This is a genomic window from Streptomyces sp. NBC_00162 (assembly GCF_024611995.1).
Lineage (GTDB): Bacteria > Actinomycetota > Actinomycetes > Streptomycetales > Streptomycetaceae > Streptomyces.
The window spans coordinates 794,438-815,097 of record NZ_CP102509.1 but is presented as its reverse complement, the minus strand read 5'-3'; the positions used below and the strand labels follow the sequence as shown (position 1 = coordinate 815,097).

Below are 20,660 nucleotides of genomic sequence, written 5' to 3'. Positions count from 1 at the left end.
CGATGACCGACCACACGATGACCGACCGCGTCGAGATCCCCACCCGCATGCTCGTCCACGCGCTGATCCGCGAGGACGGCACCGTCGGCGCCGACGAGCTGTACACCGTCGCCAACACCCTGGGCATGAGCGACCAGCAGGTGCGGCTGTGCATCAAACGGCTCGTGGCAGAAGGCCGGTTCACCCACGAGGGCCGAGGTCGCAAGGCGGAGCTGCACGCGACCGAGGACACCACGCGTGCCCTCGCCCCGAATGCGGACTTCCTCCGGCACGCATTCCAGCAGGATGCCGGGCTGGCGCCCTGGGACGGTGTCTGGCACCTGGCCGCCTTCGCGGTGCCCGAATCGGCGCGCACGGTACGGGACTCCCTGCGCGAGACCCTCGTCCACCTCGGCGGTGCTCCGCTCCAGGGCGGACTGTACGTCTGCGCCAACGCCTGGGAGCCGTACGTCGAAGAAGCGGCCCATCGCCTCGGAGCCCATGGCGCGCTCACCCTCCTCACCACGGCGGACCTGCGCAGGGGCGGCACTCAGGAGCCTGACGAACTCGCCGGTCTCCTGTGGCCCTTGCAGGAGATCGCCGACCGCTACCACCGCCTCAGCCGTATCGCCCAGCCCCGCCTCGCCCGGCTCACCGGCCCTGCCGCGCTCTCCCCGTCCGCACTGCTCACCATCGGGGTCGAACTGGCCGCCGAACTCACACGCGCCATGGAGCCCGACCCGCTGCTGCCCCCGCAGCTCCTGCCCCAGCCCTGGCCCGGCACCCAGGCCCGGGAGCTCGTCGCCCGTTGCTGGGCAGCCCTGTACGACCGAGAACAGGGCGAGGCCCGCCCGGTCCTCTGGCGTCTCTACGCCGGCATCACCCGAGAAGCGGCAGACCGGGCCGCGCCCTGAAAACGGCGGCTGGCGGCTCAGTGGGTGAGCGCGGTCGCCAGCGAGGGGTAGTCGAGGACCATGCCCCGGTCGTCGACCTCGATGTCGCTCTGGAAGTCCCCGGACTGGTAGCGGATCCGGGCTCCGTGCTCGGCGCGGGCCAGATGGGTGTACGTCTGCCGGTTCAAGCTGACCGTCAGTTCGGGGACCGAGACCCACGCCATCGTGAAGACCTCAGGGCCGGGTCCCGGTTTCCGGTGAAGGGCGTGCCGGAGCACGGGCATGGTGTTGGTGAGCGGGCACAGGCCCAGGTCGCAGTCGAGCGCTCCGCCGAGATCGGGGCGTTCGGCACCGTTCACGGTCCAGCGGCCCTCCCCGTCGTGCCGCAGCTCCAGGGACTCGGTCGACGTGGCGGTCTCGACGGTGACCCCCAGACGGGTGGTCACGTAGCCGCCGGTCGTCTCCAGCTCGTAGGAGACCCAGTACGGCTCGGGAAGCAGACCGACGGCGCGTCCGCGGGCGGAGAGGGAGTCGGGTGCGAAGTCGACCCAGGCGGTGGAGTAGCCCCGGGCGGGGAGGATCTCCCAGGTCCGGGTGATGGATGCAGTGCTCATGAACCCGAGCCTAGGTGTGTTGACCACGAGCGCTGGACGTACAGGCCGAACCCGGCCGGGTCACACGAGTAGTGTCTGCGGGATGACCGCGACGCCTACGGACTTCTTGGCCCGTGCCCTGGACGCCCCGGGCGAGCCCCCTTGCGGCCGCTGCCGCCCGTGGTGGCGGAACTTCTGCGTTCCCTGAGTGCCCCGCCCCGGTTGGCGGCGCACCTGCGGGCGGTCCACGACGTTGCGGTCGAACTGGTCGACTGGGTGCGGGACCGCTACCCGGATCTGGCCGTCGACCGTGACTGCGTCCTCTTCGGTGCGGCGACCCATGACGTGGGGAAGACCCTGCACCCCGAGGAGCTCGTCGGGCCCGGCTCGGCCCACGAGGAGGCCGGCCGTGACCTGCTGCTGAGCCGCGGTTTCGCGCCTGCCCTGGCCCGGTTCGCCGCCACCCACGCCAGCTGGGACGACCCCGCCGTGACGATCGAGGACCTCCTGGTCAGCACAGCCGACAAAGTGTGGAAGGACAAGCGCGTCCGCGACCTCGAGGACAGGCTCGTCACGGCGCTGGCCGGGGCGACTGGGCGGCAGCCTTGGGAGGAGTACCTCGCGCTCGACGACCTGTTCGCCCGACTCGGGGAGGACGCCGGCCATCGCCTGGCGTTCCAATCGCAGTTCCCGGTTCACGCCTGACCCGTCGCCCGGCCGCGCCCTTGACCGCGTCGCCCACCGCAGGGAGGTCACAGCCGCCAGTACGTACCCGCACGGGAATCGACGTGCACCACGTGCCGGCCGACGCGCACCACGTGGTGGTCCGGACCGGACCAGGAGCCGGTGGCGCCGTCGGCGCCGGGCAGTGGGGTCCAGATCTCCAGGAAGGTGCTGCCGTCCGGGTTGGTGCCCCGCTCGACGAGGTTCGCACCCTCCCACCCGAAGGTGCCGGCGTCTTCGCCGGGCTCGCCCGTGAGGTGGTGGAAGCGCACCTCGGAGCCGTCGAAGGAGGTCGTACCGGCGAAACCCCGGCTGTCGGCGTAGTACGGCCCGGCCTGCAGCCACACCACTTCGCTGTCCTCGAGAAGGGGTCCGCCGTTGCGGCTGATGCCGCGCCGCAGCCAGGCGCCGTGCTCGGGCACCGGGACGCCGGGGCCGCCCGGGCCGCCCGGGAAGCGGCCCGCAGGCCCGGGCTCAGGCCCGGTCATCGGCGGCGGGGTGGTCCACGGCCAGGAGCGTCAGCGGTACGTTGCCGCGTACTGCCTGCGAGTAAGGGCAGACCGCGTCCGCCCGGTGCAGCAGGGGCTGGAGGTCCGCCGCCAGCCACCCCGGCAGGCTGACGGTGAGGGCCACCGCGAGGCCGTAGCCCGCGGGCGTGTCCGTGGTGCCGAGCTGCACTTCGCAGGCCACGCGCGCGGCCGAGGCGTCCGCCCCGAACTCGGCGGCGACCTCCGCGAGCGCGGAGGTGAAGCAGGCGGCGAAACCGGCCGCGAACAGCTGCTCGGGGTTGGTGGTCCCGGGCACCTTCTTGCGCGGCGGGGCGAGGCGGACGTCCAGGCGCCCGTCGTCCGTGCGGACGGATCCGGTACGGCCCCCGGCCGCATGTGCGGTCGTCGCGTACAGGCTGCGGGTGAGTGGCACGGTCATGGCGTTCGGCCCATCTTGCTCGACGAGGACGCTGCCCGGGTGCGGACAGCGGAAGGCGCTGCTCGTGCAGCACCTCGCGCGTCGTCGTGCGTAACCGGGTACGGCGCATCTCGTCCGGGGCCTTGGATCCGGCCGCCGGACAATCTAGCAACGGAGGCGGCCGGCCGGGGCCGCGCCCGCGGTGAAGTGCCTCACCCGTCGCCGCCCCCGCCGTGATCCGGGGACGCGGGCCGGTGCCGGCTGCGGAACGCCCCGGGAGGCATGCCCTCCCACCGGGTGAAGGCACGGACCAGGGCCGTCGCGCCGCTCAGGCCGACGAGCGGGGCGATCCGGTCCAGCGGCAGGGCCGTGGTCTCCAGCAGCCGCCTGGCCCGGCCGTGTCGGGCGGTGTCGAGGAGCGCGCGCCACGACGTGCCCTCCGCGTGCAGGGCCCTGCGCAGGGTCCGGACGCTGAGGTTGAGCTCCTTGGCGGGACCCTCGGGGCCCGCGTCCTCGAGCACGGCGTGTTCCAGCCACTGGCGTACGCGCCCGGCGACGGTCCCGGCCGCGGACAGCTGGCGCAGGAGCCGGTCGGCGTAGGCCCGGTGCAGGGCGTTGAGCGCCGGATCGTAGAGGGGGCGGCGCCGGTCGAGGTCCTCGTTGGCGACCGTGATCGCGTTCTCCGCGGCCTCGAAGGTGACGGGGCAGCCGAGGACGCGGGCGTAGGGCTCTGCCGAGCCCGTACGGGGGTGGGCGAACGACACGGCCAGGGGCGCCCAGTCGTCGCCGGAGATCCAGCGGGCCGCCCGCACCATGATGCTCACGATCGCCTCCACCTGCTGGGGGTGCATGGCCGCCGGGTCGACGGTCGGCCGGTAGCAGATCCGGCTGACGCCGGTGCGGCGGTCCAGGTTCACCGTGCCCGCCTGGCTCACCAGGGGGTGGTAGCGCTCGGCCGCCAGCGCGGCGTCCGCGAGGCTGGCGCAGGTGAGGATGAGGTGACCCAGGATGTGCAGGCCTTCGGGCCGCATACGGTCGCCCACGAGGAGCCCGGTGTGCGGGCCGGCGCCCTGGGCGCCGAGCACCGCGTCCCACAGGGCGCGCATCTCGCCGAACTCCAGCCGGTCCGTGGGCAAGGCCCAGGAGCCGGACGCGCCGGTGCCCTCAGCCGTGGCGCTCAGGACGGCGAGGGCGTAGCACGCGGTGACGGAGGGCGGATCGATGGCTGACACGTCGGTCAGTCAATGCGCGCGCACCACGCCCGTCAACACCGTCCGTGGGACGGCCGCCCGGAAAGGCCGGTTCGGAGAGTCAACGGATTGGCCGCCCAAGTGAATGACGGGGCCGCGAGCCGGTCCTAAGGTCGGCCTTCGGACACCGAGGGGATCAGGGGCCCACGGAGTGCCGGGGGACGGTGCTGCCCTGATCGCCACCGCTCAGAGGAGTACGCCGTGATTCTCTTCCTGCTCCCCGCAGGCGACTACGACCCCACCGAGGCGGCGGTGCCCTGGGCCGCACTGCGGGACGCCGGCTTCGAGGTGCGGTTCGCAACCCCCGGCGGGAAGGTCGCGCTCGCCGACCCCCGGCTCACGGACCTCGGCTTCTCCTGGCTGTCGCCCTGGCTGATGACCCGCCGCGCCGAGCTGGCCGCCTACCGGCGCCTCACCGAGGACCCCCAGTTCCTCGCCCCCTCCTCGTACGCGGATGTCGATCCGGCCGACATCACGGCCCTGTTCGTACCCGGTGGCCACGCCACGGGCATGCGGACGCTGCTCGAGGACCCCACCGCCCAGGGGCTGTTCGCCCGGGTCTTCACCCAGGGGCTGCCGGCGGGGGCCGTCTGCCACGGCGTGCTGCTCGCCGCCCGGGCCAAGGATCCGGTCACCGGGCGTTCGGTCCTCCACGGCCGGCGGACGACGGCTTTGACCTCCCTGCTGGAGTTGACCGGATGGAACCTCACCCGGTTCTGGCTGGGGCGCTACTACCGCACGTACCGCACCACCGTGCAGCAGGAGGTCACCGCGGCGCTCGCCGATCCGGGTCACTTCCTCGCCGGCCCGCCGCTGCCCCTCCGCGACACCGCCGCCCGGCCCGGACGCGGGTTCACCGTCAAGGACGGCAACTACGTCTCCGCGCGATGGCCCGGCGACTGCCACCGCCTGGCGGCGGACTACCTGGCCCTGGTCCGTGCCCATGCGGCGGGAGCGGTGCCCCGGTCGGGTTGAGTCCGGCTCGCATCGCGCAGGCCGGCGACCGAGAACCATCTCCGAATTGTCATGAACGCATCGTGAAAGGGATGGGGATGAATCGACGAAGAGCCTTCGGACGAGGCCGGTACCTGTTCAGAGGCAGGTACCTGTTAATCGGCCTGGTCCTCGCGCTGGCCACCCTGCTGCTCGGCCCCGCGGCCACCGGCGCGGCGGCGGACCCGCAGTGGTGGGAGCCCGTGGCGCGCCCGGCCCCGGACTCGCAGGTCAACGTCACGGGGGAGCCGTTCACCGGGACCGACGCCCAGGGCCGGGTCCGCGGATACGTCGACGCGCACGTCCACCTGATGTCCAACGAGGGCTTCGGGGGACGGCTGGTCTGCGGAAAGGTCTTCTCCGCGGCGGGGGTCGCGGACGCCCTCAAGGACTGCCCCGAGCACTACCCGAACGGCGTCCTCGCCCTCTTCGACATGATCACCAAGGGCGGTGACGGCCGACACGACCCGAACGGCTGGCCGACGTTCCGCGACTGGCCGGCCCACGACTCCGCCACCCACCAGCAGACCTACTACGCCTGGGTGGAACGGGCCTGGCGGGGCGGCCAGCGGATCCTGGTGAACGACATGGTCACCAACGGAGTCATCTGCTCGCTCTACTTCTTCAAGGACCGCGGCTGCGACGAGATGACCGCGATCCGGCTCCAGATCCAGAAGACGTACGAACTCCAGGACTACGTCGACGCCATGTACGGCGGCGCCGGCAAGGGCTGGTTCCGGGTCGTCACCGAGGCCGCCCAGGCGCGCAAGGTGATCGAGGAGGGCAAGCTCGCGGTCGTCCTCGGAATGGAGACCTCCGAACCGTTCGGCTGCAAGCAGGTCTTCGACCGAGCGCAGTGCACGATGGCCGACATCGACCGCGGCCTGGACGAGCTGCACCGCCTCGGTGTGCGCAGCATGTTCCTGTGCCACAAGTTCGACAACGCCCTGTGCGGCGTCCGGTTCGACTCGGGCACCCAGGGCATGGCCATCAACACCGGCCAGTTCCTTTCGACCGGGACGTTCTGGAGCACGGAGCCGTGCCTCGGACCCCAGCACGACAACCCCATCGGCTTCGGACTTGCCGCAGGACTGTCGGCCGAGGGGGCGCACGAGCACGGCGCGGCCGAGGATCCCGGCACCTCGCCGGCGGAGGCCGAGGCCAGGATCCGCGCAGCCCTGCCGGAGGGGGCCGAACTGCCCCAGTACGGCCCCTCACTCCAGGCGCAGTGCAACCGCCGCGGTCTGACCGCGCTGGGCGAGTACGCGGTGCTGGGCATGATGAAGCGCAACATGATGCTCGAGATCGACCACATGAGCGTCAAGGCGGCCGACCGGGCACTGCAGTTGCTCGAATCCGAGCGCTACTCCGGCGTGCTCTCCACCCACGGCTGGATGGACGACAACTGGACCGAGCGGGTCTACGGCCTGGGCGGCTTCATCACCGGCCACATGTACGAGGCACCCGCGTTCACCGCCGAGGCGCGCAGACACGCCGCCCTGCGCGCCAAGTACGGCGCCGGGTACGGGATCGGCACCGACATGAACGGCTTCGCCTGGCTCCCCGGCCCCCGGGCCGACGCCGGGAACCCCGTCCGCTACCCCTTCCGCAGCCCCGACGGCGGCTCTGTCCTCGACCGGCAGGTCACCGGCTCGCGCGTGTGGGACGTCAACACCGACGGTGGCGGCACCCACTACGGCCTCGTACCGGACTGGATCGAGGACATCCGGGTCACCGGCGGTCAGGACGTGGTGGACGAGCTCATGCAGGGCGCCGACGGCTACCTGCGCACCTGGGAACGCACCCGCGGCCACACCACCCCCTACACACCCCTGGTCCGTGGCTACCGCCCCCACGCCGGGCACCTGGCCTCCTCACGCCCCCTGCCCGCCGGGTTCACCCACGAGGGGGTCTGGAAGGTGCTGCGGGACCCCGCGCCCGGCACGGTCCGGCTCTACGAGTGCAAGGTGGCCGACCACTCGCTGCTCACCCCCGACCCGGGGTGCGAGGGTCAACAACCCCTCGGCGCGGTCGGATACGTGTACACCAAGGCGGTGCCGGGCTCGGTGCCCCTCTACCGGTGCTACATACCATCCGTATTCGACCACTTCGTCTCCACCCGAGCCGACTGCGAGGGGCCGTACACGAGGGAGGGCCTGCTCGGCTACGCCATGCCAGTGACCGCGCCGTAGCGGCGAAGGCAAGGGTGCCCCCGGCGCGTGCGACTCCGGGGGCACCCTTGCGAGGACCCGAAGGCAGCGCGAGCCGCCACGGTGTGGCGGCAGCCCGACCTGGAGACCGTCTGATGCTCCCCAGCTGCTGCGCCGCCGGACGGACGCTCGTTCGGCGGACTTGCGGCCGGGCGCCGGGTCGCCGTCGCCCTGACGCGATACGAATGTTGTCGCCGCACCATGACCAGGCCGCCTCCGGGGAGACTTCGATGAGCTGCATCAACCGACGTGACCTTGCTCTGCTCGCGCTGCGAGCCGGAACCGGAGCGGTGCTCATGGCGCACGGCACGCAGAAGCTGTTCGGGTGGTTCGGTGGGGCCGGGCTCGACAAGACCGCGGCTGCCATGGAGCACATGGGCTTCACGCCCGGCCGGCACAGCGCCCTGGCCGCGGGACTCGGGGAGACCGGGGGAGGGGCACTGCTCGTGCTGGGCCTGGCCACCCCGGCCGCCGGTGCCGCAGCCGCGGGGGCCATGGCGGGCGCCGTGGCGGTCCACGCCCCGGCCGGGTTCTTCGCTCAAGGCGGCGGGTACGAGTACCCGGCCTTCCTCGGGTTCACCGCAGCCGCCATCGGCCTCGCCGGCGCGGGCCGCTACTCCCTCGACCACGCCACCGGCCACACCTTCGATCAGCGATGGATGCTCGCGCTCGCCTTCGCCACCAGCGCCGTCGCGGCAGGAGCCGTAGTCACCAGGCGGGCACGGACCACGGCGGACACCAGCCAGGAGAACGGCTGAACCTCACGCGGGCGGGCTGGGGCGGTGGTCCGGCGAGGCGGGAGCCGATCCGGAATCGGATGTCGCCTGCGGCCCGCGGTGCCCTGCCGGTCGGAAGCACACAGGAGCCGGGTACCGTCGGAATCGACGACCTCGACTTCACCACCGAGGCCTGAGCTCATCCAGTTCGCCGGGATCCACCACGCTGCCGCGGCTGAAAATATCCTCACCGCGACCAGCCAGGAGGCCACGGCGTGACGACCACGATCACCCAGCCCACCCAGTCCCGGGTCGCGCGACTGATCACCGATGGGCTCGATCCCAAGACCTGGATCATCGCCGACACGATCCTCATCGGCTGGCACACCGCCCGCCTCGCGGGGGTCGGATGGGGCCTCCTCGGCTGTCTGTTCGCTGCGGTCATTCCCCTGGCCTTCATCAAGTACGGCATCCGCCGCGGTCGCTGGGCTGACCGGCACGTCGGCCACAGGCAGCAGCGCATCACCGTGATGAGCTTCATCGTCGTCTCGGTCGCCACCGGCATCCTTCTGCTGTGGGCCCTCGGCGCCCCTCGGACGATGATTGCGCTGATCACCGCCATGCTGGTCACCCTGGCGGCCCTCCTCGCGGTGACCCCTGCCTGGAAAATCAGCGTGCACGCAGCCGTATCGTCCGGAAGCGTCGCCATGCTCGCGGTGACCCATGGGCCTTGGCTGCTGCTCGCCTACCCCCTGGTCGCCGTCGTCGGCTGGTCCCGGGTCGAGCTGAAGGACCACAGCCTTGCCCAGGTTCTTGCGGGCGCTGCTGTCGGCGGGGCCATCGCTGCCGGCACCTTCACGCTGGTCCGATAGCCGACCAGAAGGCGGGGTCGCCACCGACGGCCGGCGGCCCCGGCCTACGCCGATCCCACGGCGCTTGCTGAAGATCCCCACCCGTAAGCCTGCCGTCCGCCGCTTGCGCAGGCCGGCGATCCGCTGCCGTGGGCGCCCGGGCCCTCGGGGCTCAGTCCAAGTAGGTGAAGGTAAGTGGGTTCGTGAGCTGCCCGCAGGGTGTCGCCGCGAACACCGAGACGGTCTCGGCCGCGGGCCACTGGGGGGTGATGGCGATCAGGGCGGTGTCGCTGAGGACCGCCACGTCGGCGGCCTCCCCTCCCGTGAAGCAGCCGTCGGGTCCCAGGGAGCCGAAGAGCACCCGGGTGTAGGGGGTCAGGCCGCTGCCGTTCAGGGTGACCTGGATGCCGCCGCTCCTGGGGCCGGCGTCCGGCCGGAGCGCGACGAGTTGCCCCTGTGGGTCCTCGCCCGGTCGGCCCGGGTGGACGGGGAGCGCGCCGGGAGAGCAGCGCGGGGGCCCGGCCGCCTCGGCGCGCGAGGCGGAGTGGACCAGCGGCAGGGTGCACAGCGACAGCGCGGCGAGCAGGATCCCGGCGCGGCGATGGGTACGTCTCAAGGCGCTGCCTTCCAGTGGAGGGGGCGAGGCCGGAGGAACCCGGACCCGCCCCATCATGCGGAGGCCGTACCGCGTGAAGCCAGAACAAAAGGGCTGATGTCGCCCACGAGCCGTTATCCCCTTAGGCCGGGACCGGGGTCCGGGCCGCCCGGTGCGCCTTCTCGTCGGCGTCCGCGAGCCAGAAGTACAACGGCGGCATGACCAGTTCGACAAGAGTCAGCGCCACCTGGAAGCCGTTGGGCCACCCGTGCACTGCGAGCGAGAGCAGCCGCCCGGCCGCGCCGAGCAGGAACACTGCGGCCAGCCACCGGACAGCGCTCGCCGGAATCGGAGACTGGCGGGCCGCCCAGATCCAGGCGAGTCCGTAGCCCGCGAACGTCGCGCCCAGGAACCGGCCGAGGCTGTCGACCGTGGCGCCGGCCGAGCCCGCTCCCGGTATCGCCGCGTTTCCGAGCGCCACGTGTGCGAGCCCGATCGCCACACATGCGGCGCCCATCGCCAGTACGAGCCACTTGAGAGTCCTGGCCATGTTCCGACCTCCCACCCCTGGTAAGTAGACGTATGTCTACTAGTAGCGCCCACTAGTAGACGTGTGTCAAGTAGGATCGGGCGCGTGCCTCCTCGCCGACGACTCAGCCCCGACGAACGCCGAGCCCAGCTACTCGCCGTCGGCGCGCGGCTCTTCGCCCGGTACCCCTACGACGAGGTGCTCATGGAGGACGTCGCCGAGCAGGCCGGAGTTTCCCGCGCCCTGCTGTACCGCCACTTCGCCGGCAAGCAGGAGCTCTTCGCGGCCGTCTACAGCCAGGCATCCGACCGGCTGCTCGAACAGGTCCCTCTCGACCGGCCCGGTGACCTGCTCGGCCAGCTCGCCGACGGACTCGACGTGCACCTCGACTACTTCATCGCCCACCGCAACACCGTCCTCGCGGCGAACCGTGTGCTCGCGGGCGACCCAGTGGTCCAGACGATCATCGACGGCGAGCTGGACGTCCTGCGGGCCCGGCTCCTCGAGGTCCTCCCGCTCGCGGACGAGTCCGTCCGGGCAGCCGTGGCAGCGGTCCTGAGGAGCTGGCTGGTGTTCGTCAGGGTGCTCTGCCTGGACTGGCTCACCGTGGAGACATGTACGCGGACGGAGCTGCGCGACACCTGTGTCGGCGCCCTTCTCGGTGCCCTCCGTCCGTTCCTCCGTGCGGACACCACTCAGGCTGTGCCATCAAAGTGATCTCGCGTTCTCAAGAGTGATCGCGGCGACGCTCCCTGGTGCGGCAGCTGCAGGAAACGGCCGAACTCCGCCGGGGTGCTGTCCGGGAGCCTCCGTAAACCGCCCGGGATTCGTTGGCACGCGCTCAACCTTCGGTGGCACAGGAGATAGTTGGCCAAGTCGATGGATGATTGGCCAGCGATCTTCCTGCACGATTCAGAGGAGCCCTTGATGACCACACCGCGGGACTTGTTGATCGTCGCCATGGACATGGAGTCCAGTCACCCCGTCGAACAGGGCGACCTGTCGCTTGCGCTCGCCGGGGCCGAAGTGATCGACCTCCTTGGCGCCCAGGTCATCAGGCTGGACGGGGATCACATCGTGCCAGGTGATCAGCCGGCACTGGCTGATCACCTGTTGGATGAAGCAGCCGCGTCGCTCGTTCGAGAGGCGCCCTACGAGTCGGTCGCTGACTGGCTGTGGCGCAGAGGCCGCGGCCTCTCCGCGGCCTACCAGGCCGCGCTTGAGGCGGAAGGGCAGCTCATCCGGCAACCTCGCCGCGGGATCTCCTTCCGGTCCGGTCAGCTGGTGCTGGTCGATTCGCCCGCCCGCCGCCAGGCTGCGGACCGCTGGGCATCGGATGAACCCGTCCTCGTCACCCTTGCGGAGGCCGTAGGGGTCCGCGGCAAGCGGACCGGAGACTCCCCGGACGTGGCCGACGACACCGTCGCGACAGTGCTGGCCGCCGTCAACGACACATTGGTGGAACTGGCGGCCGTACGGCAACGCCGATCCATCGAGGACGCGGCCTTCGACAACATTTGGCGAGGCGGCGCCGGATGACGACGGGTCTGGCGCACATTCCGTCAGCGACTGCGACTGCGACTGCGACTGATGCGTTCGCGAAAAGGTGGAGGTCCGTGGACGTCTGGGCTCCGCGTCAGATCGTGCGCTGACGCTCCTTCTGACTGAGGATTGGGCGGCGGAGCTGCGGTGTCGGTCGTCTGTCGGGGCTGTTGGTCCGATGTCGGCGGTTCATCGGCGGGGTTTGGCACCTTTCCAGGGACGGCCGGCCGGAGCTCACCGGGCGGCCCCGATCCCGAAGGAGCCACCATGCACACCCCCGTCACTCCCGTCACCCCCGTCACGATCATCGGCGCAGGACTCGGCGGACTCACGCTGGCCCGCGTCCTGCACGTCCACGCAATCCCGGTCACGGTCTACGAGGCGGAGTCCTCCCCGGCGGCGCGCACGCAGGGCGGGATGCTCGACATCCACGACTACAACGGGCAGCTCGCCCTCAAGGCGGCCGGCCTGATGGACGAGTTCCACGCCATCGTCCTGGAGGGCCGCCAGGCGATGCGGGTCCTCGACCGGGACGGGACCGTCCTGCTCGACAAAGCCGACGACGGTACGGGCGGACGCCCCGAAGTACAGCGGGGCGAGCTGCGCCAGATCCTCCTCGACTCACTCCCGGCGGGCACCGTCCGGTGGGGGCACAAGGTCAGCAGCACCCGCGCCCTCGGCGGGGGCCGCCACGAGGTGACGTTCGACGACGGCGGCACCGTCGTCACCAACCTGCTGGTCGGCGCGGACGGCGCGTGGTCACGGGTCCGGCCGCTGCTCTCCACCGCCACACCCGAGTACACCGGCACGTCGTTCGTCGAGACCTACCTGTTCGACGCCGACACCCGGCACCCGGCCGCCGCGAAAGCGGTCGGCGGCGGGATGCTGATCGCGCCCGCGCCGGGCAGGGAGATCTTCGCTCACCGGGAGAGCGGCGACACCCTGCACACCTACGTGGCGCTGGCCAGGCCGCAGGACTGGTTCGCCGCCATAGACTTCACCGATGCCGCCGCGGCCACCGCGCGGATCGCACTGGAATTCGACGGCTGGGCACCGGAACTCACCGCCCTGATCACCGATGGCGACACCGCGCCGGTCCTGCGCCCCCAATACGCTCTGCCGACCGGGCACCGCTGGGACCGGGTGCCGGGGGTGACCCTGCTCGGCGACGCCGCCCACCTCACGCCCCCGAACGGCGAAGGCGCCAACCTCGCCATGCTCGACGGCGCCGAACTCGCCCAGGCCCTCGCCGCCCACCCCGACGACATGGAGGCCGCGCTCACCGAGTACGAGCAGGCCATGTTCCCCCGCAGCGCCGAAGCCGCCACTTTTGAAGGTGCCGAGGTCCACGGGATCGACTCCGACGACAACACAGCGCACGGCCTGGCCGCCGCGTCCACCAAAGACAGGCAGACCCCATGAGCCGCTGACCGGTCGGGTACGGGTGCCACTGGGGGCGGCTGACGATCAGTCGCCGAAGTATGCCTCGGCAACGGCGTAGGTGTCCTCGTAGAGGTGGTAGCGGGTGATCCGCCCGTCCCGGACCGTGGTGTGCAGGGCGAACGCGGTGTCGATGTCCCGGCCCGTCTTCTTGACCCCGGAGATCATGCGCCCGATGAGCACCACATCGTCGCCCTCGGCGATGACCTGGCGAAGGTCGAACTCCTTGGCTTGCACATGGGTCTGCAGCAGTTCAAAGAACGTCCGCATGCCCTCCGCCGAGTCGACCTCCGGTACCCACGGAATGCCCGGCGGGTGCGGGATCGAGAACGACACCGATTCGGCGAACAGGGCCGCCGCCTCCGCGCTCTTCCCTTCGGCGAGCAGCGGGAACAAGCGTTGCACAGTGTGCGCCGGTGACTCTGCTGTCATGTGTGTCGACCTTACTCGGACATGCAGTGCCAGCTATAAGGACTCGTCCGCAGAGAAGGATGTCTCTACCCTGAGTCGAAGTGGGACTGCGCGCATTCCCGCAGGTTGCGGTGCCGTGGCAGAGCGGTCCATTGCGATCGACGTGGGCGAGGTCCCTCTCACGTCGACTGACGGAGACGGGGCGGGCCTGCCCCCATCTGTCCGCGGGTTCGAATCCCGCCGGCACCGCAACCGACCTGGACTTGGTGCAGCGCACTGAATTGCCACGTCGGGCCAGGGCCGCAGAAGTTGGGCCAGAGCCAATACTCAGCGCCATGACTCTCACGTGGAACCAGGCGATCCCACCGCTGAGCAACAGACGTTCTCGGAAGTCGTCGACAGAGCCGCTGTGACCGAGGTCCTTGTCACGGCCCAGGACGTACCTGACTCTCGAGACATGAACGTGTTTGACGGCGGTGACGGCCGGTACCTGGAGATGACCAACGGCGGCACGGCGGTGTTCGTGGACGTGCTGATGCTCGCCGTGTCCACGCTGGCCCGCGAGCCGTGGGACTTCCGCTTCGCCGCCCTGCTGACGCTCCAGGACCAGAATGTGATGGGGCGTGGGGTGGTCGGCTTCGGCCTGGCGGAGCTCGACTGGGGGGACACCCCGCAAGAGCGGGCCGCGGCCAAGGGCTTCCTGCTGCGCGTCCTCGATCTGGCGTTGTCCCGCCACCGGTGGGAGGAACTGACGTACGAGGCGCCCCGGGCCGAGGGGTACCTGCGCACGTACCGGGCGATGGTGGAGGAGTTCGAGGCTGCGACCGCGAGGGCCGGCTCGGGCGTCCTGCCCGGGCCGCGGGAGGCCGCGATGGCCTCGTGCGTACGTCACCGGGTGCTGGACGCGCTGCCGTTCTGGGAGGCCTGCGTGTTTTGCACGGCCGGGGTCTGAGGGCCTACGTCCCTCTGAGACCGGCCTCGGAGGGACGATCCCGCTCCCGCCCGGGCGAGCCCGTAGGTGGAGAGCGGGTGATCTTCTGCTGGTGTTCACCCCGGGAGCCGACTGGGCCTACGCGATCTCGGCGGGCCTGCGGGACCGGTCGGTCGTCCTCGCGGTCGCCCGGCTGATAGCCGGGTACGCGGGATACACGCTGCTCGCCGTCGCGGGCCTGGTGGTGATCGTGGCCGGCTCGCCGGCCGTGCTGACCGTCGCCGGGGCCGGATACCTGATGTGGCTGGGCTGGGGAGTCCTGCGACGGCCCGCGGCGCTGGGCGCGTCCACCGAACCCATGGCGTCCTCGCGCGGGCAGATCATGCTCAAGGGCGCCGGGATCAGCGGCCTGAACCCCAAGGCACTCCTCCTGCACTTCTCCCTGTTCCCCCAGTTCATCGACACGGCCGACGGCTGGCCTGTCGCGGCCCAGACCGGGCTGCTCGGCACGCTCCACATGGCGGCCTGTGCCCTGGTCTACCTCGCCGCCGGCGTCCTGGCCCGCACCGTGCTGAAGACCCGGCCCTCGGCGGCCCGGACGGTCACCCGGGCTTCCGGTGCCATGATGATCGTCATCGGCGGCTTCCTGCTGGTGGAACGCCTTGCCGGCTGAACCCCGCCAATCCCGGGTGGTCGCAACCCAGGGCACGCGAATCCGGCAACAGGTGTACGTCGCTGCGGCGCGACCCCGCCGCCTGGCGGCGCCGGAGCCCTCGCCACCAGCCGAACAGCTGGCGTTGGAGCGGCTCAGGGCGTTCGGCGGGTCGGTGGACGACTCGGAGGTGCGGTTCGCCCGCCGGGGGACTGGTCGGTGGCGGAAGTCTGCGGACACCCCTCTCGGTGAGGTGGTCGCGTACCGGCTGGAGCGGCGGGCCGAACTCGGCATCAATGCTGCCCCGCGCAATCAGGAACGGCTGGAGCGCGTGCGGCGGCACCGTCACCACCCGCCTCGGCGTCGATCAACGGCAATGCCTCGCGTACGACCATCACATCCGGCGACAGGCCCGTGATCCGCCGGCCCCGGACGATCGCATTGCCTCACCCCGGCATCCTCGACACCGTCTTCGGCGGCGGCTCCTGGAGGCGGGCCGTTCGGCCCACCGTCCATCCTTCGTGATCTACGGCACTCAATTCGGTAAACTCTTGAGAGAGCCATATCCCGTACTGAGATAATCACTTCATGCCGAACAAACTTCGGCTCCCCTCCAAGGAAGGACCACGCACATGGCCACCGAGCGCCCCGAGCTGTACACCTGCCTCGACGACCGCTTCCGTACCGGCCGGTGCATGAACGGCGACGACGCGCTGGAGGTCCTGTACACCGGCTGCCGCTGGGCCGAGGGCCCCATCTACCTCCCGGCCTGGCGCCAGCTCATCTGGAGCGACATCCCCAACGACCGCATGCTGCGGTGGGACGAGACCACCGAAACCGTGAGTGTCTTCCGCTCGCCCGCCGGGCACACCAACGGCAACACCCTGGACCGCCAGGGCCGGTTGATCACCTGCGAGCAGGGCAACCGCCGGGTGACCCGCACCGAGCACGACGGCACCCTCACCGTGCTCGCCGACCGCTGGCAGGGCAAGCGGCTCAACAGCCCCAACGACGCGACCGTGAAGTCGGACGGCTCGATCTGGTTCTCCGACCCGGACTTCGGCATCACCAGCGACTACGAGGGCTACCGCGCGGAGAGCGAGATCGGCTCCAACAACGTCTACCGGATCGACCCGGACACGGGCGAGGTCCGCCTGGTCGCCGACTGCTTCGCCGCCCCCAACGGGCTCGTCTTCTCCCCCGACGAGAGGCAGTTGTTCGTCTCCGATACCCGGGGCGGCGCCATCCGCGTCTTCGACGTCCACCCCGACGGCGACAGCCTCTCTGACGGCGAGGTCTTCGCCAAGGCCGATGCGGAGGGCGTAGCCCGGTTCGACAACCTGCGCTTCGACGACGGCGGCCGGCTGTGGGTCGCGGCGATGGCCGACGGTGTGCACTGCTACGACCCCGACGGCACCCTGATCGGCCGGCTGAACGTCCCGGAGACGGTGTCCAACATCTCCTGGGGCGGGGCCAAGCGCAACCGCCTCTTCATCACCGCCGAGACCAGCCTCTACTCGGTGGTCATGGCGGTCACGGGCACCCACCCGACGGGCCCGGGCCGCCGCCCGTGGCTCGACGCCTCCTGACACACCCTCAATCCGAGCCTGGCGGCCCCGGCTCCATTTAAGTTGCGCCGTCGCAGCCGTGAGTCGGGGTCAGGCTCCGACGCCATCGGTGCGGACGGCGAGGCGTCCGGCCGCTTCGCGGCGGGACAGTCGGCGGCGCTCCCGGGCGGCCCAGCTGCGGACCCGGTCGGGTTCCAGCGGCGAGCCGTGACCGACGTGGAGCCGGGTGGGGTTGAGGGCGAGCATCTTGTGCAGGCTGGCGAGGTTGGCCAGGGGGTCGTCGTGGAACGGAGGGTTGGCCGGCCTGCCAGGGATGAGGCCCATGAAGGAGTTGGCCACCAGATCGCCTGCGACGAGATCTCCCTGGTCGGTGAGGACGGAAATGGATCCTGCCGTGTGTCCGGGGGTGGGCATGATGCGCGCCGCGATCCCGAAGTCCTTCAGGTGTGTCTCACCTCGTACGAGTACGTCGGGTTCCAGCGGTTCGGCCTGGACGTGGAGGTTCTTGTTCCTGGCCATGAGGCGGCCCATGGGGCCGGTGGGCAGGTACGGTTCGCGGACCCGGCCGGTACGGAACGGGCCGAGGTCCGCTATGTGGCCGGCCACCGGTGCCCCGGTCAGGCGGTGCAGTTCGGCGGCGGAGCCGAAGTGGTCGATGTGGCCGTGGGTGATGACGATCAGCGAGATGTCGGTGGGGTCCACACCGTGCGCGGCGACCTGTTCGTAGATCTTCCTCCCGCTGCCGGGTGTTCCCGCGTCGACGATGACGGGACGCCGGCCCAGCAGGAGGTAGGCGTTGATGCTGTGGCGGCCCATCACCGGGATGGGGATGACCTTGGTTTGGGACACGGTGTTCTCCTCGCGGTTCGTGGTCGCGGCATGCCCGTCGTACGGGCACGCCGATGCTCCGCCCCGGCGGCGCTGCGCCGGTGCGGTGGAAGGCCGGGATCGGCAGGGGGTCAGCGGAAGCGGCGGCGGTATTCGGCGGGGGTGGTCCCCAGGCGACGGCGGAAGGAGCGGTGCAGGCTTTCCACCGAGCCGAGGCCGCTGGCCGCGGCGACCTCCGTCAGAGGGCGGTCGCTCTCCTGGAGCAGTCGGCGAGCGGCCTCGAGCCGGGCGGCCTCGACGTATGCGGCCGGGGTGGTCTGCGTACGTCGGCGGAACAGCCGGTTGAAGTGCCGCACGCTCAAGTGGAGGCGTGCGGCGAGGGCTTCCGCGGAGAGGTCGCCCGCCAGGTGCTCGCCGATCCACAGGCGCAGGTCGTCGATGCGGTCACCGGCCGCGGCGGGTGCTGCGAGCGGGACGCTGAACTGGCTCTGGCCGCCGGGGCGTTTGACGTACATGACCATCATCCGGGCCGTGGCCAGGGCGAGATCGGGGCCGTGGTCCTCGGTGACCATCGCGAGTGCCATGTCCATCCCCGCGGTGATGCCGGCGCAGGTCCACACGCGGCCGGCGCGGATGAAGATCGGGTCCGGGTCGACAGTGACGCGCGGGTGGGCTGCGGCCAGTTGCGGGGCCGTGAGCCAGTGGGTCGTGGCGGTCAGCCCGTCCAACAGACCCGCGGCGGCCAGCAGGTGAGCGCCCGCACAGATCGAGCCGACCCGTGTGGTCTGGGGCCCGGCGTCACGCAGCCAGGTGGTCAGCTCGTCGTCGAGTATCGGCTCCACACCGTCGTCCCTGACTGCGACGGCACCCGAAACGAGGAGGGTGTCCATCTGGTCGAGGGCCTCGTCCAGTGTGAGGTCGGCGATCAGCCGGAGACCACTGGAGGTGGTCACCGGCCCGCCGTCGGCCGTCGCGATCCGGACCGTGTAACCGGGACGGCTACTGCCTCCGACGCGCGTGGCGACCGAGAAGACCTCGGCAGGCCCCGTGACGTCCAGCAGCTCGACGCCGGGGAAGGCCGTGATGACGACTCTGTGCGGTGGAAGCATGCCCTCATCCTTTCGCTGCGCTTCCATGTCCGCAATGACGAGGTTCTGTCAGATCGGGCCCTGCGCATCGCAGCACGACATCCACCCGTCGCTCCTGCCAGTCACATGATCAATCGCCCTGTCCCTACAGAGGCATGCCGGTGCTGTCAGGCAGTTCGCTCCGCGCCGTAGTAGCCCCAACTCAGCCGGCGTCGCATGGTGTCGGTGCCGTCTGCCTGGATATGTCCGATCAGCATCGACCTCTGCGGCTCGGGCAGATGCCGGTCGTGTGCCTTGGTCCATTCGACAGTGCAGAACAGTTCGGACGCCCCGTCGAGTTGGGCCGGGCTCGGGGGTGAGCAGCGAGCGCGGCGAGGACGAGGTCGGGAGATTCATCGTGGAGTTGGCGCATTACGGCCATGTCGTACCACTTCCAGCCACCGGTGGACTCCCTGGAGCAGATTCCCGCCCATGCCAGCAGAGCGCGGATCCGCTCGATCGCATCGGGGTAGTGCTGCCGGATGCGAGCGGCGAGCCGGTCCCGGGCGTCGTCCAGCTGCCGTGACCAGGCTTCGTAGTCACGGCCCGGTGGCTGGGACACATCCGCGGCTACGTCGGCCAGCCCGGCCGGTGCGGCCTGGATCCAGCGCATCCGACGCTGCTCGGCCTCGGCCTCTTCCTCGGCCAGCATCTCCTGGACATCTTGCGATCGGGTCAGGCCTCGCTGTGCCAGCCATTCGGTAAGGGCCGGGCCATCGCGCAAGTCGGCGTCACAGTTACCGATCCCTCGCAGCCCGGTCTGGTGGTGCAGCGTCCAACAGGCCGTCAGTTCACCGTCCGGTCCGTGAACCATGATTGTCGGCCAGCCGTTGCACCGGCAGCGATCACCGGTCCCACCGTCCACGATGGCCAAGTGCCGGGCCAGGTCGGCGATGTCGTCACCGGTCACCACGAGCCGCGTCAGGTCGGTGGAGTCGACCTTGTCGGGCGATGCCTCGACGATCACCACGCGCGTGGCTCGGTTCAGTACGTCCTGCACTCGGGCTGTTGTCGGAACGTCCTCGGTCATCCTCACCGTTCTCTCTGTCGATCACGTCCGGGAGGATAGCGGCGGCGCGTCCGTAGGCTGGACGATTATTTGTCAGACGCCCGACCCCGCAGGGGCGGTCTGTGTGGGCTTGTTGCGCGGGGCCTGCCTATGCTGCCGCCATGGGTCTGGGTCTCACGCTGTTCATGGCGGACTGGAAGTATTTGAGTGCCGTCCCCGTCGAGAACCGGGTCCGAGCACTGGACGACGCAGCCTGGTTGCCGGAGCTGGAGGACGAGTACCAGGGGGTGGGCGGGGCGACGGCTGGCTGTGGCCCCCGGATCGTGGGTCTGCATGGTGCGCCGAGTACAGCTTCTTCACCACCACCGGCGCCTATAGCCCGCACGCCCGCGCGGGGGAGGCATGGGCCGACGTACGGCTCCTCGTCGATGCTTTCGTGCGCCAGGCGATGGACACTTTTCTTGTCGGTCTGATCTGGGATGCGGATCCGGCCGACGATCCTGCGCTGACTGGCGGCGTAGGGTTCTTCCCGCCGGCCACCGACCGCTGGCGCCCGGGTGTCCTTCTCGTGTGCCCGCCGGAGGCAGTACCCGGCAAGGCCCGCGCCTGGGCGCGGGTGGAGTCCCGACTCGAGGAGCTGCGCGAACCGTTCGCCGCCGAGTGCGAGGGCTGGGCAGGCCGCCCGGACACCTTCGAGGCCTTCACGACGCTTTTGCGTGAATGGGGCGAGGTGACCACGGCGGCTGCGAGCCGCGGTTGGGGGCTGGTGGGCCTGCCCTAGCCGTCAGCATCCGTCAGCAGCGATGGGCACGTGGCCCATGTTCGTGGCACCCGCCGAACTGAGCGCCACATCTGGCGAGCGGTGCCAACTGGAGCTCAGTCACATACGACGCGGTCACGACAGTCGGTGCGTT

The 20,660-nt window shown here is 70.6% G+C and carries 23 protein-coding genes, 1 tRNA gene and 1 riboswitch; of the genes, 14 read left to right on the top strand and 10 right to left on the bottom strand.

What is annotated here, in order from left to right; translation table 11 throughout:
- The first annotated feature begins 17 nt into the window (after positions 1-17).
- On the top strand, positions 18-893 hold the full coding sequence (locus JIW86_RS04460) for a PaaX family transcriptional regulator C-terminal domain-containing protein (protein ID WP_257559215.1): 876 nt from the start codon (positions 18-20) through the stop codon (positions 891-893).
- A gap of 17 nt (positions 894-910) precedes the next feature.
- Here the strand turns inward: JIW86_RS04460 and JIW86_RS04455 are convergent, their stop codons facing one another.
- A complete protein-coding gene (locus JIW86_RS04455) occupies positions 911-1,486 on the bottom strand; it encodes a putative glycolipid-binding domain-containing protein (RefSeq protein WP_257552603.1) in 576 nt (191 codons plus the stop codon).
- A gap of 159 nt (positions 1,487-1,645) precedes the next feature.
- Between JIW86_RS04455 and JIW86_RS04450 the strand changes: the two genes are divergently transcribed.
- Positions 1,646-2,170: an HD domain-containing protein gene (locus JIW86_RS04450; RefSeq protein ID WP_257552602.1), complete on the top strand. Its 525-nt coding sequence runs from the start codon at positions 1,646-1,648 to the stop codon at positions 2,168-2,170.
- Between the two features lie 47 nt (positions 2,171-2,217).
- Here the strand turns inward: JIW86_RS04450 and JIW86_RS04445 are convergent, their stop codons facing one another.
- From JIW86_RS04445 to JIW86_RS04435, 3 genes are all read right to left on the bottom strand, one after another.
- Entirely contained in the window at positions 2,218-2,676 is a 459-nt protein-coding gene (locus JIW86_RS04445) for a hypothetical protein (RefSeq protein WP_257552601.1), read from the bottom strand.
- A complete protein-coding gene (locus JIW86_RS04440) occupies positions 2,663-3,115 on the bottom strand; it encodes an Ohr family peroxiredoxin (RefSeq protein WP_257552600.1) in 453 nt (150 codons plus the stop codon). Before JIW86_RS04440 ends, JIW86_RS04445 begins: the two co-directional genes overlap by 14 nt.
- Before the next feature lie 75 nt (positions 3,116-3,190).
- A riboswitch (guanidine-III (ykkC-III) riboswitch) is annotated at positions 3,191-3,252 on the bottom strand.
- 54 nt (positions 3,253-3,306) lie between these two features.
- Entirely contained in the window at positions 3,307-4,326 is a 1,020-nt protein-coding gene (locus tag JIW86_RS04435) for an AraC family transcriptional regulator (protein WP_257552599.1), read from the bottom strand.
- A gap of 219 nt (positions 4,327-4,545) precedes the next feature.
- Between JIW86_RS04435 and JIW86_RS04430 the strand changes: the two genes are divergently transcribed.
- The 4 genes from JIW86_RS04430 to JIW86_RS04415 all read left to right on the top strand — a co-directional run bounded on the left by JIW86_RS04430 (position 4,546) and on the right by JIW86_RS04415 (position 9,135).
- On the top strand, positions 4,546-5,319 hold the full coding sequence (locus JIW86_RS04430) for a type 1 glutamine amidotransferase domain-containing protein (protein ID WP_257552598.1): 774 nt from the start codon (positions 4,546-4,548) through the stop codon (positions 5,317-5,319).
- Positions 5,320-5,396: 77 nt separating this feature from the next.
- The gene (locus JIW86_RS04425; protein WP_257552597.1) at positions 5,397-7,529 is read left to right on the top strand and encodes a membrane dipeptidase; all 2,133 of its coding nucleotides are present in this window, start codon (positions 5,397-5,399) and stop codon (positions 7,527-7,529) included.
- 248 nt (positions 7,530-7,777) lie between these two features.
- The gene (locus JIW86_RS04420; protein ID WP_257552596.1) at positions 7,778-8,305 is read left to right on the top strand and encodes a DoxX family protein; all 528 of its coding nucleotides are present in this window, start codon (positions 7,778-7,780) and stop codon (positions 8,303-8,305) included.
- Positions 8,306-8,538: 233 nt separating this feature from the next.
- Positions 8,539-9,135: a hypothetical protein gene (locus tag JIW86_RS04415; RefSeq protein ID WP_257552595.1), complete on the top strand. Its 597-nt coding sequence runs from the start codon at positions 8,539-8,541 to the stop codon at positions 9,133-9,135.
- A 151-nt stretch (positions 9,136-9,286) separates the two neighbouring features.
- On the opposite strand, the gene JIW86_RS04410 is transcribed toward JIW86_RS04415, so the two are convergent.
- Positions 9,287-9,730 carry an IPT/TIG domain-containing protein gene (locus JIW86_RS04410; RefSeq protein WP_257552594.1) on the bottom strand — a complete coding sequence of 148 codons (444 nt, stop codon included), beginning with the start codon at positions 9,728-9,730 and terminating at the stop codon, positions 9,287-9,289.
- Between the two features lie 121 nt (positions 9,731-9,851).
- Positions 9,852-10,259, bottom strand: coding sequence for a DUF4345 domain-containing protein (locus JIW86_RS04405; protein ID WP_257552593.1), 408 nt, complete (start codon positions 10,257-10,259; stop codon positions 9,852-9,854).
- Between the two features lie 84 nt (positions 10,260-10,343).
- Between JIW86_RS04405 and JIW86_RS04400 the strand changes: the two genes are divergently transcribed.
- The 3 genes from JIW86_RS04400 (at position 10,344) to JIW86_RS04390 (ending at position 13,202) form a co-directional block, all read left to right on the top strand.
- On the top strand, positions 10,344-10,955 hold the full coding sequence (locus tag JIW86_RS04400) for a TetR/AcrR family transcriptional regulator (protein WP_257552592.1): 612 nt from the start codon (positions 10,344-10,346) through the stop codon (positions 10,953-10,955).
- Between the two features lie 210 nt (positions 10,956-11,165).
- On the top strand, positions 11,166-11,777 hold the full coding sequence (locus JIW86_RS04395) for a GOLPH3/VPS74 family protein (protein WP_257559214.1): 612 nt from the start codon (positions 11,166-11,168) through the stop codon (positions 11,775-11,777).
- 270 nt (positions 11,778-12,047) lie between these two features.
- Entirely contained in the window at positions 12,048-13,202 is a 1,155-nt protein-coding gene (locus JIW86_RS04390; RefSeq protein WP_257552591.1) for an FAD-dependent oxidoreductase, read from the top strand.
- A gap of 45 nt (positions 13,203-13,247) precedes the next feature.
- Here the strand turns inward: JIW86_RS04390 and JIW86_RS04385 are convergent, their stop codons facing one another.
- Positions 13,248-13,652, bottom strand: a complete 405-nt coding sequence (locus JIW86_RS04385) for a nuclear transport factor 2 family protein (RefSeq protein WP_257552590.1) — start codon at positions 13,650-13,652, stop codon at positions 13,248-13,250.
- Between the two features lie 109 nt (positions 13,653-13,761).
- Here JIW86_RS04385 and JIW86_RS04380 point away from each other — a divergent pair.
- From JIW86_RS04380 to JIW86_RS04365, 4 genes are all read left to right on the top strand, one after another.
- Positions 13,762-13,880 (top strand) — tRNA-OTHER (locus JIW86_RS04380).
- 208 nt (positions 13,881-14,088) lie between these two features.
- Positions 14,089-14,583: a hypothetical protein gene (locus JIW86_RS04375; protein WP_257552589.1), complete on the top strand. Its 495-nt coding sequence runs from the start codon at positions 14,089-14,091 to the stop codon at positions 14,581-14,583.
- 91 nt (positions 14,584-14,674) lie between these two features.
- Positions 14,675-15,235 (top strand): LysE family translocator, encoded by a 561-nt coding sequence (locus JIW86_RS04370; RefSeq protein WP_257552588.1) that lies wholly within the window; start codon positions 14,675-14,677, stop codon positions 15,233-15,235.
- 611 nt (positions 15,236-15,846) lie between these two features.
- Positions 15,847-16,803 carry an SMP-30/gluconolactonase/LRE family protein gene (locus tag JIW86_RS04365; protein WP_257552587.1) on the top strand — a complete coding sequence of 319 codons (957 nt, stop codon included), beginning with the start codon at positions 15,847-15,849 and terminating at the stop codon, positions 16,801-16,803.
- Between the two features lie 69 nt (positions 16,804-16,872).
- On the opposite strand, the gene JIW86_RS04360 is transcribed toward JIW86_RS04365, so the two are convergent.
- The 3 genes from JIW86_RS04360 to JIW86_RS04350 form a co-directional block, all read right to left on the bottom strand.
- Positions 16,873-17,631: an MBL fold metallo-hydrolase gene (locus JIW86_RS04360; RefSeq protein WP_257552586.1), complete on the bottom strand. Its 759-nt coding sequence runs from the start codon at positions 17,629-17,631 to the stop codon at positions 16,873-16,875.
- Positions 17,632-17,741: 110 nt separating this feature from the next.
- Positions 17,742-18,719, bottom strand: coding sequence for a GlxA family transcriptional regulator (locus JIW86_RS04355; protein ID WP_257552585.1), 978 nt, complete (start codon positions 18,717-18,719; stop codon positions 17,742-17,744).
- A 229-nt stretch (positions 18,720-18,948) separates the two neighbouring features.
- Positions 18,949-19,767, bottom strand: a complete 819-nt coding sequence (locus JIW86_RS04350) for a hypothetical protein (protein WP_257552584.1) — start codon at positions 19,765-19,767, stop codon at positions 18,949-18,951.
- A gap of 415 nt (positions 19,768-20,182) precedes the next feature.
- On the opposite strand from JIW86_RS04350, the gene JIW86_RS04345 reads away from it, so the two are divergent.
- Positions 20,183-20,527, top strand: coding sequence for a hypothetical protein (locus JIW86_RS04345; RefSeq protein ID WP_257552583.1), 345 nt, complete (start codon positions 20,183-20,185; stop codon positions 20,525-20,527).
- Positions 20,528-20,660: the final 133 nt, after the last annotated feature.

Coding starts and splice junctions, on each gene's coding strand:
- JIW86_RS04445 (WP_257552601.1), bottom strand. CDS start 2,676: ATGACCGGGCCTGAGCCCGGGCCTGCGGGCCGCTTCCCGGGCGGCCCG.
- JIW86_RS04365 (WP_257552587.1), top strand. CDS start 15,847: ATGGCCACCGAGCGCCCCGAGCTGTACACCTGCCTCGACGACCGCTTC.
- JIW86_RS04455 (WP_257552603.1), bottom strand. CDS start 1,486: ATGAGCACTGCATCCATCACCCGGACCTGGGAGATCCTCCCCGCCCGG.
- JIW86_RS04395 (WP_257559214.1), top strand. CDS start 11,166: ATGACCACACCGCGGGACTTGTTGATCGTCGCCATGGACATGGAGTCC.
- JIW86_RS04405 (WP_257552593.1), bottom strand. CDS start 10,259: ATGGCCAGGACTCTCAAGTGGCTCGTACTGGCGATGGGCGCCGCATGT.
- JIW86_RS04460 (WP_257559215.1), top strand. CDS start 18: ATGACCGACCGCGTCGAGATCCCCACCCGCATGCTCGTCCACGCGCTG.
- JIW86_RS04425 (WP_257552597.1), top strand. CDS start 5,397: ATGAATCGACGAAGAGCCTTCGGACGAGGCCGGTACCTGTTCAGAGGC.
- JIW86_RS04390 (WP_257552591.1), top strand. CDS start 12,048: ATGCACACCCCCGTCACTCCCGTCACCCCCGTCACGATCATCGGCGCA.
- JIW86_RS04355 (WP_257552585.1), bottom strand. CDS start 18,719: ATGCTTCCACCGCACAGAGTCGTCATCACGGCCTTCCCCGGCGTCGAG.
- JIW86_RS04420 (WP_257552596.1), top strand. CDS start 7,778: ATGAGCTGCATCAACCGACGTGACCTTGCTCTGCTCGCGCTGCGAGCC.
- JIW86_RS04440 (WP_257552600.1), bottom strand. CDS start 3,115: ATGACCGTGCCACTCACCCGCAGCCTGTACGCGACGACCGCACATGCG.
- JIW86_RS04385 (WP_257552590.1), bottom strand. CDS start 13,652: ATGACAGCAGAGTCACCGGCGCACACTGTGCAACGCTTGTTCCCGCTG.
- JIW86_RS04375 (WP_257552589.1), top strand. CDS start 14,089: ATGAACGTGTTTGACGGCGGTGACGGCCGGTACCTGGAGATGACCAAC.
- JIW86_RS04350 (WP_257552584.1), bottom strand. CDS start 19,767: ATGACCGAGGACGTTCCGACAACAGCCCGAGTGCAGGACGTACTGAAC.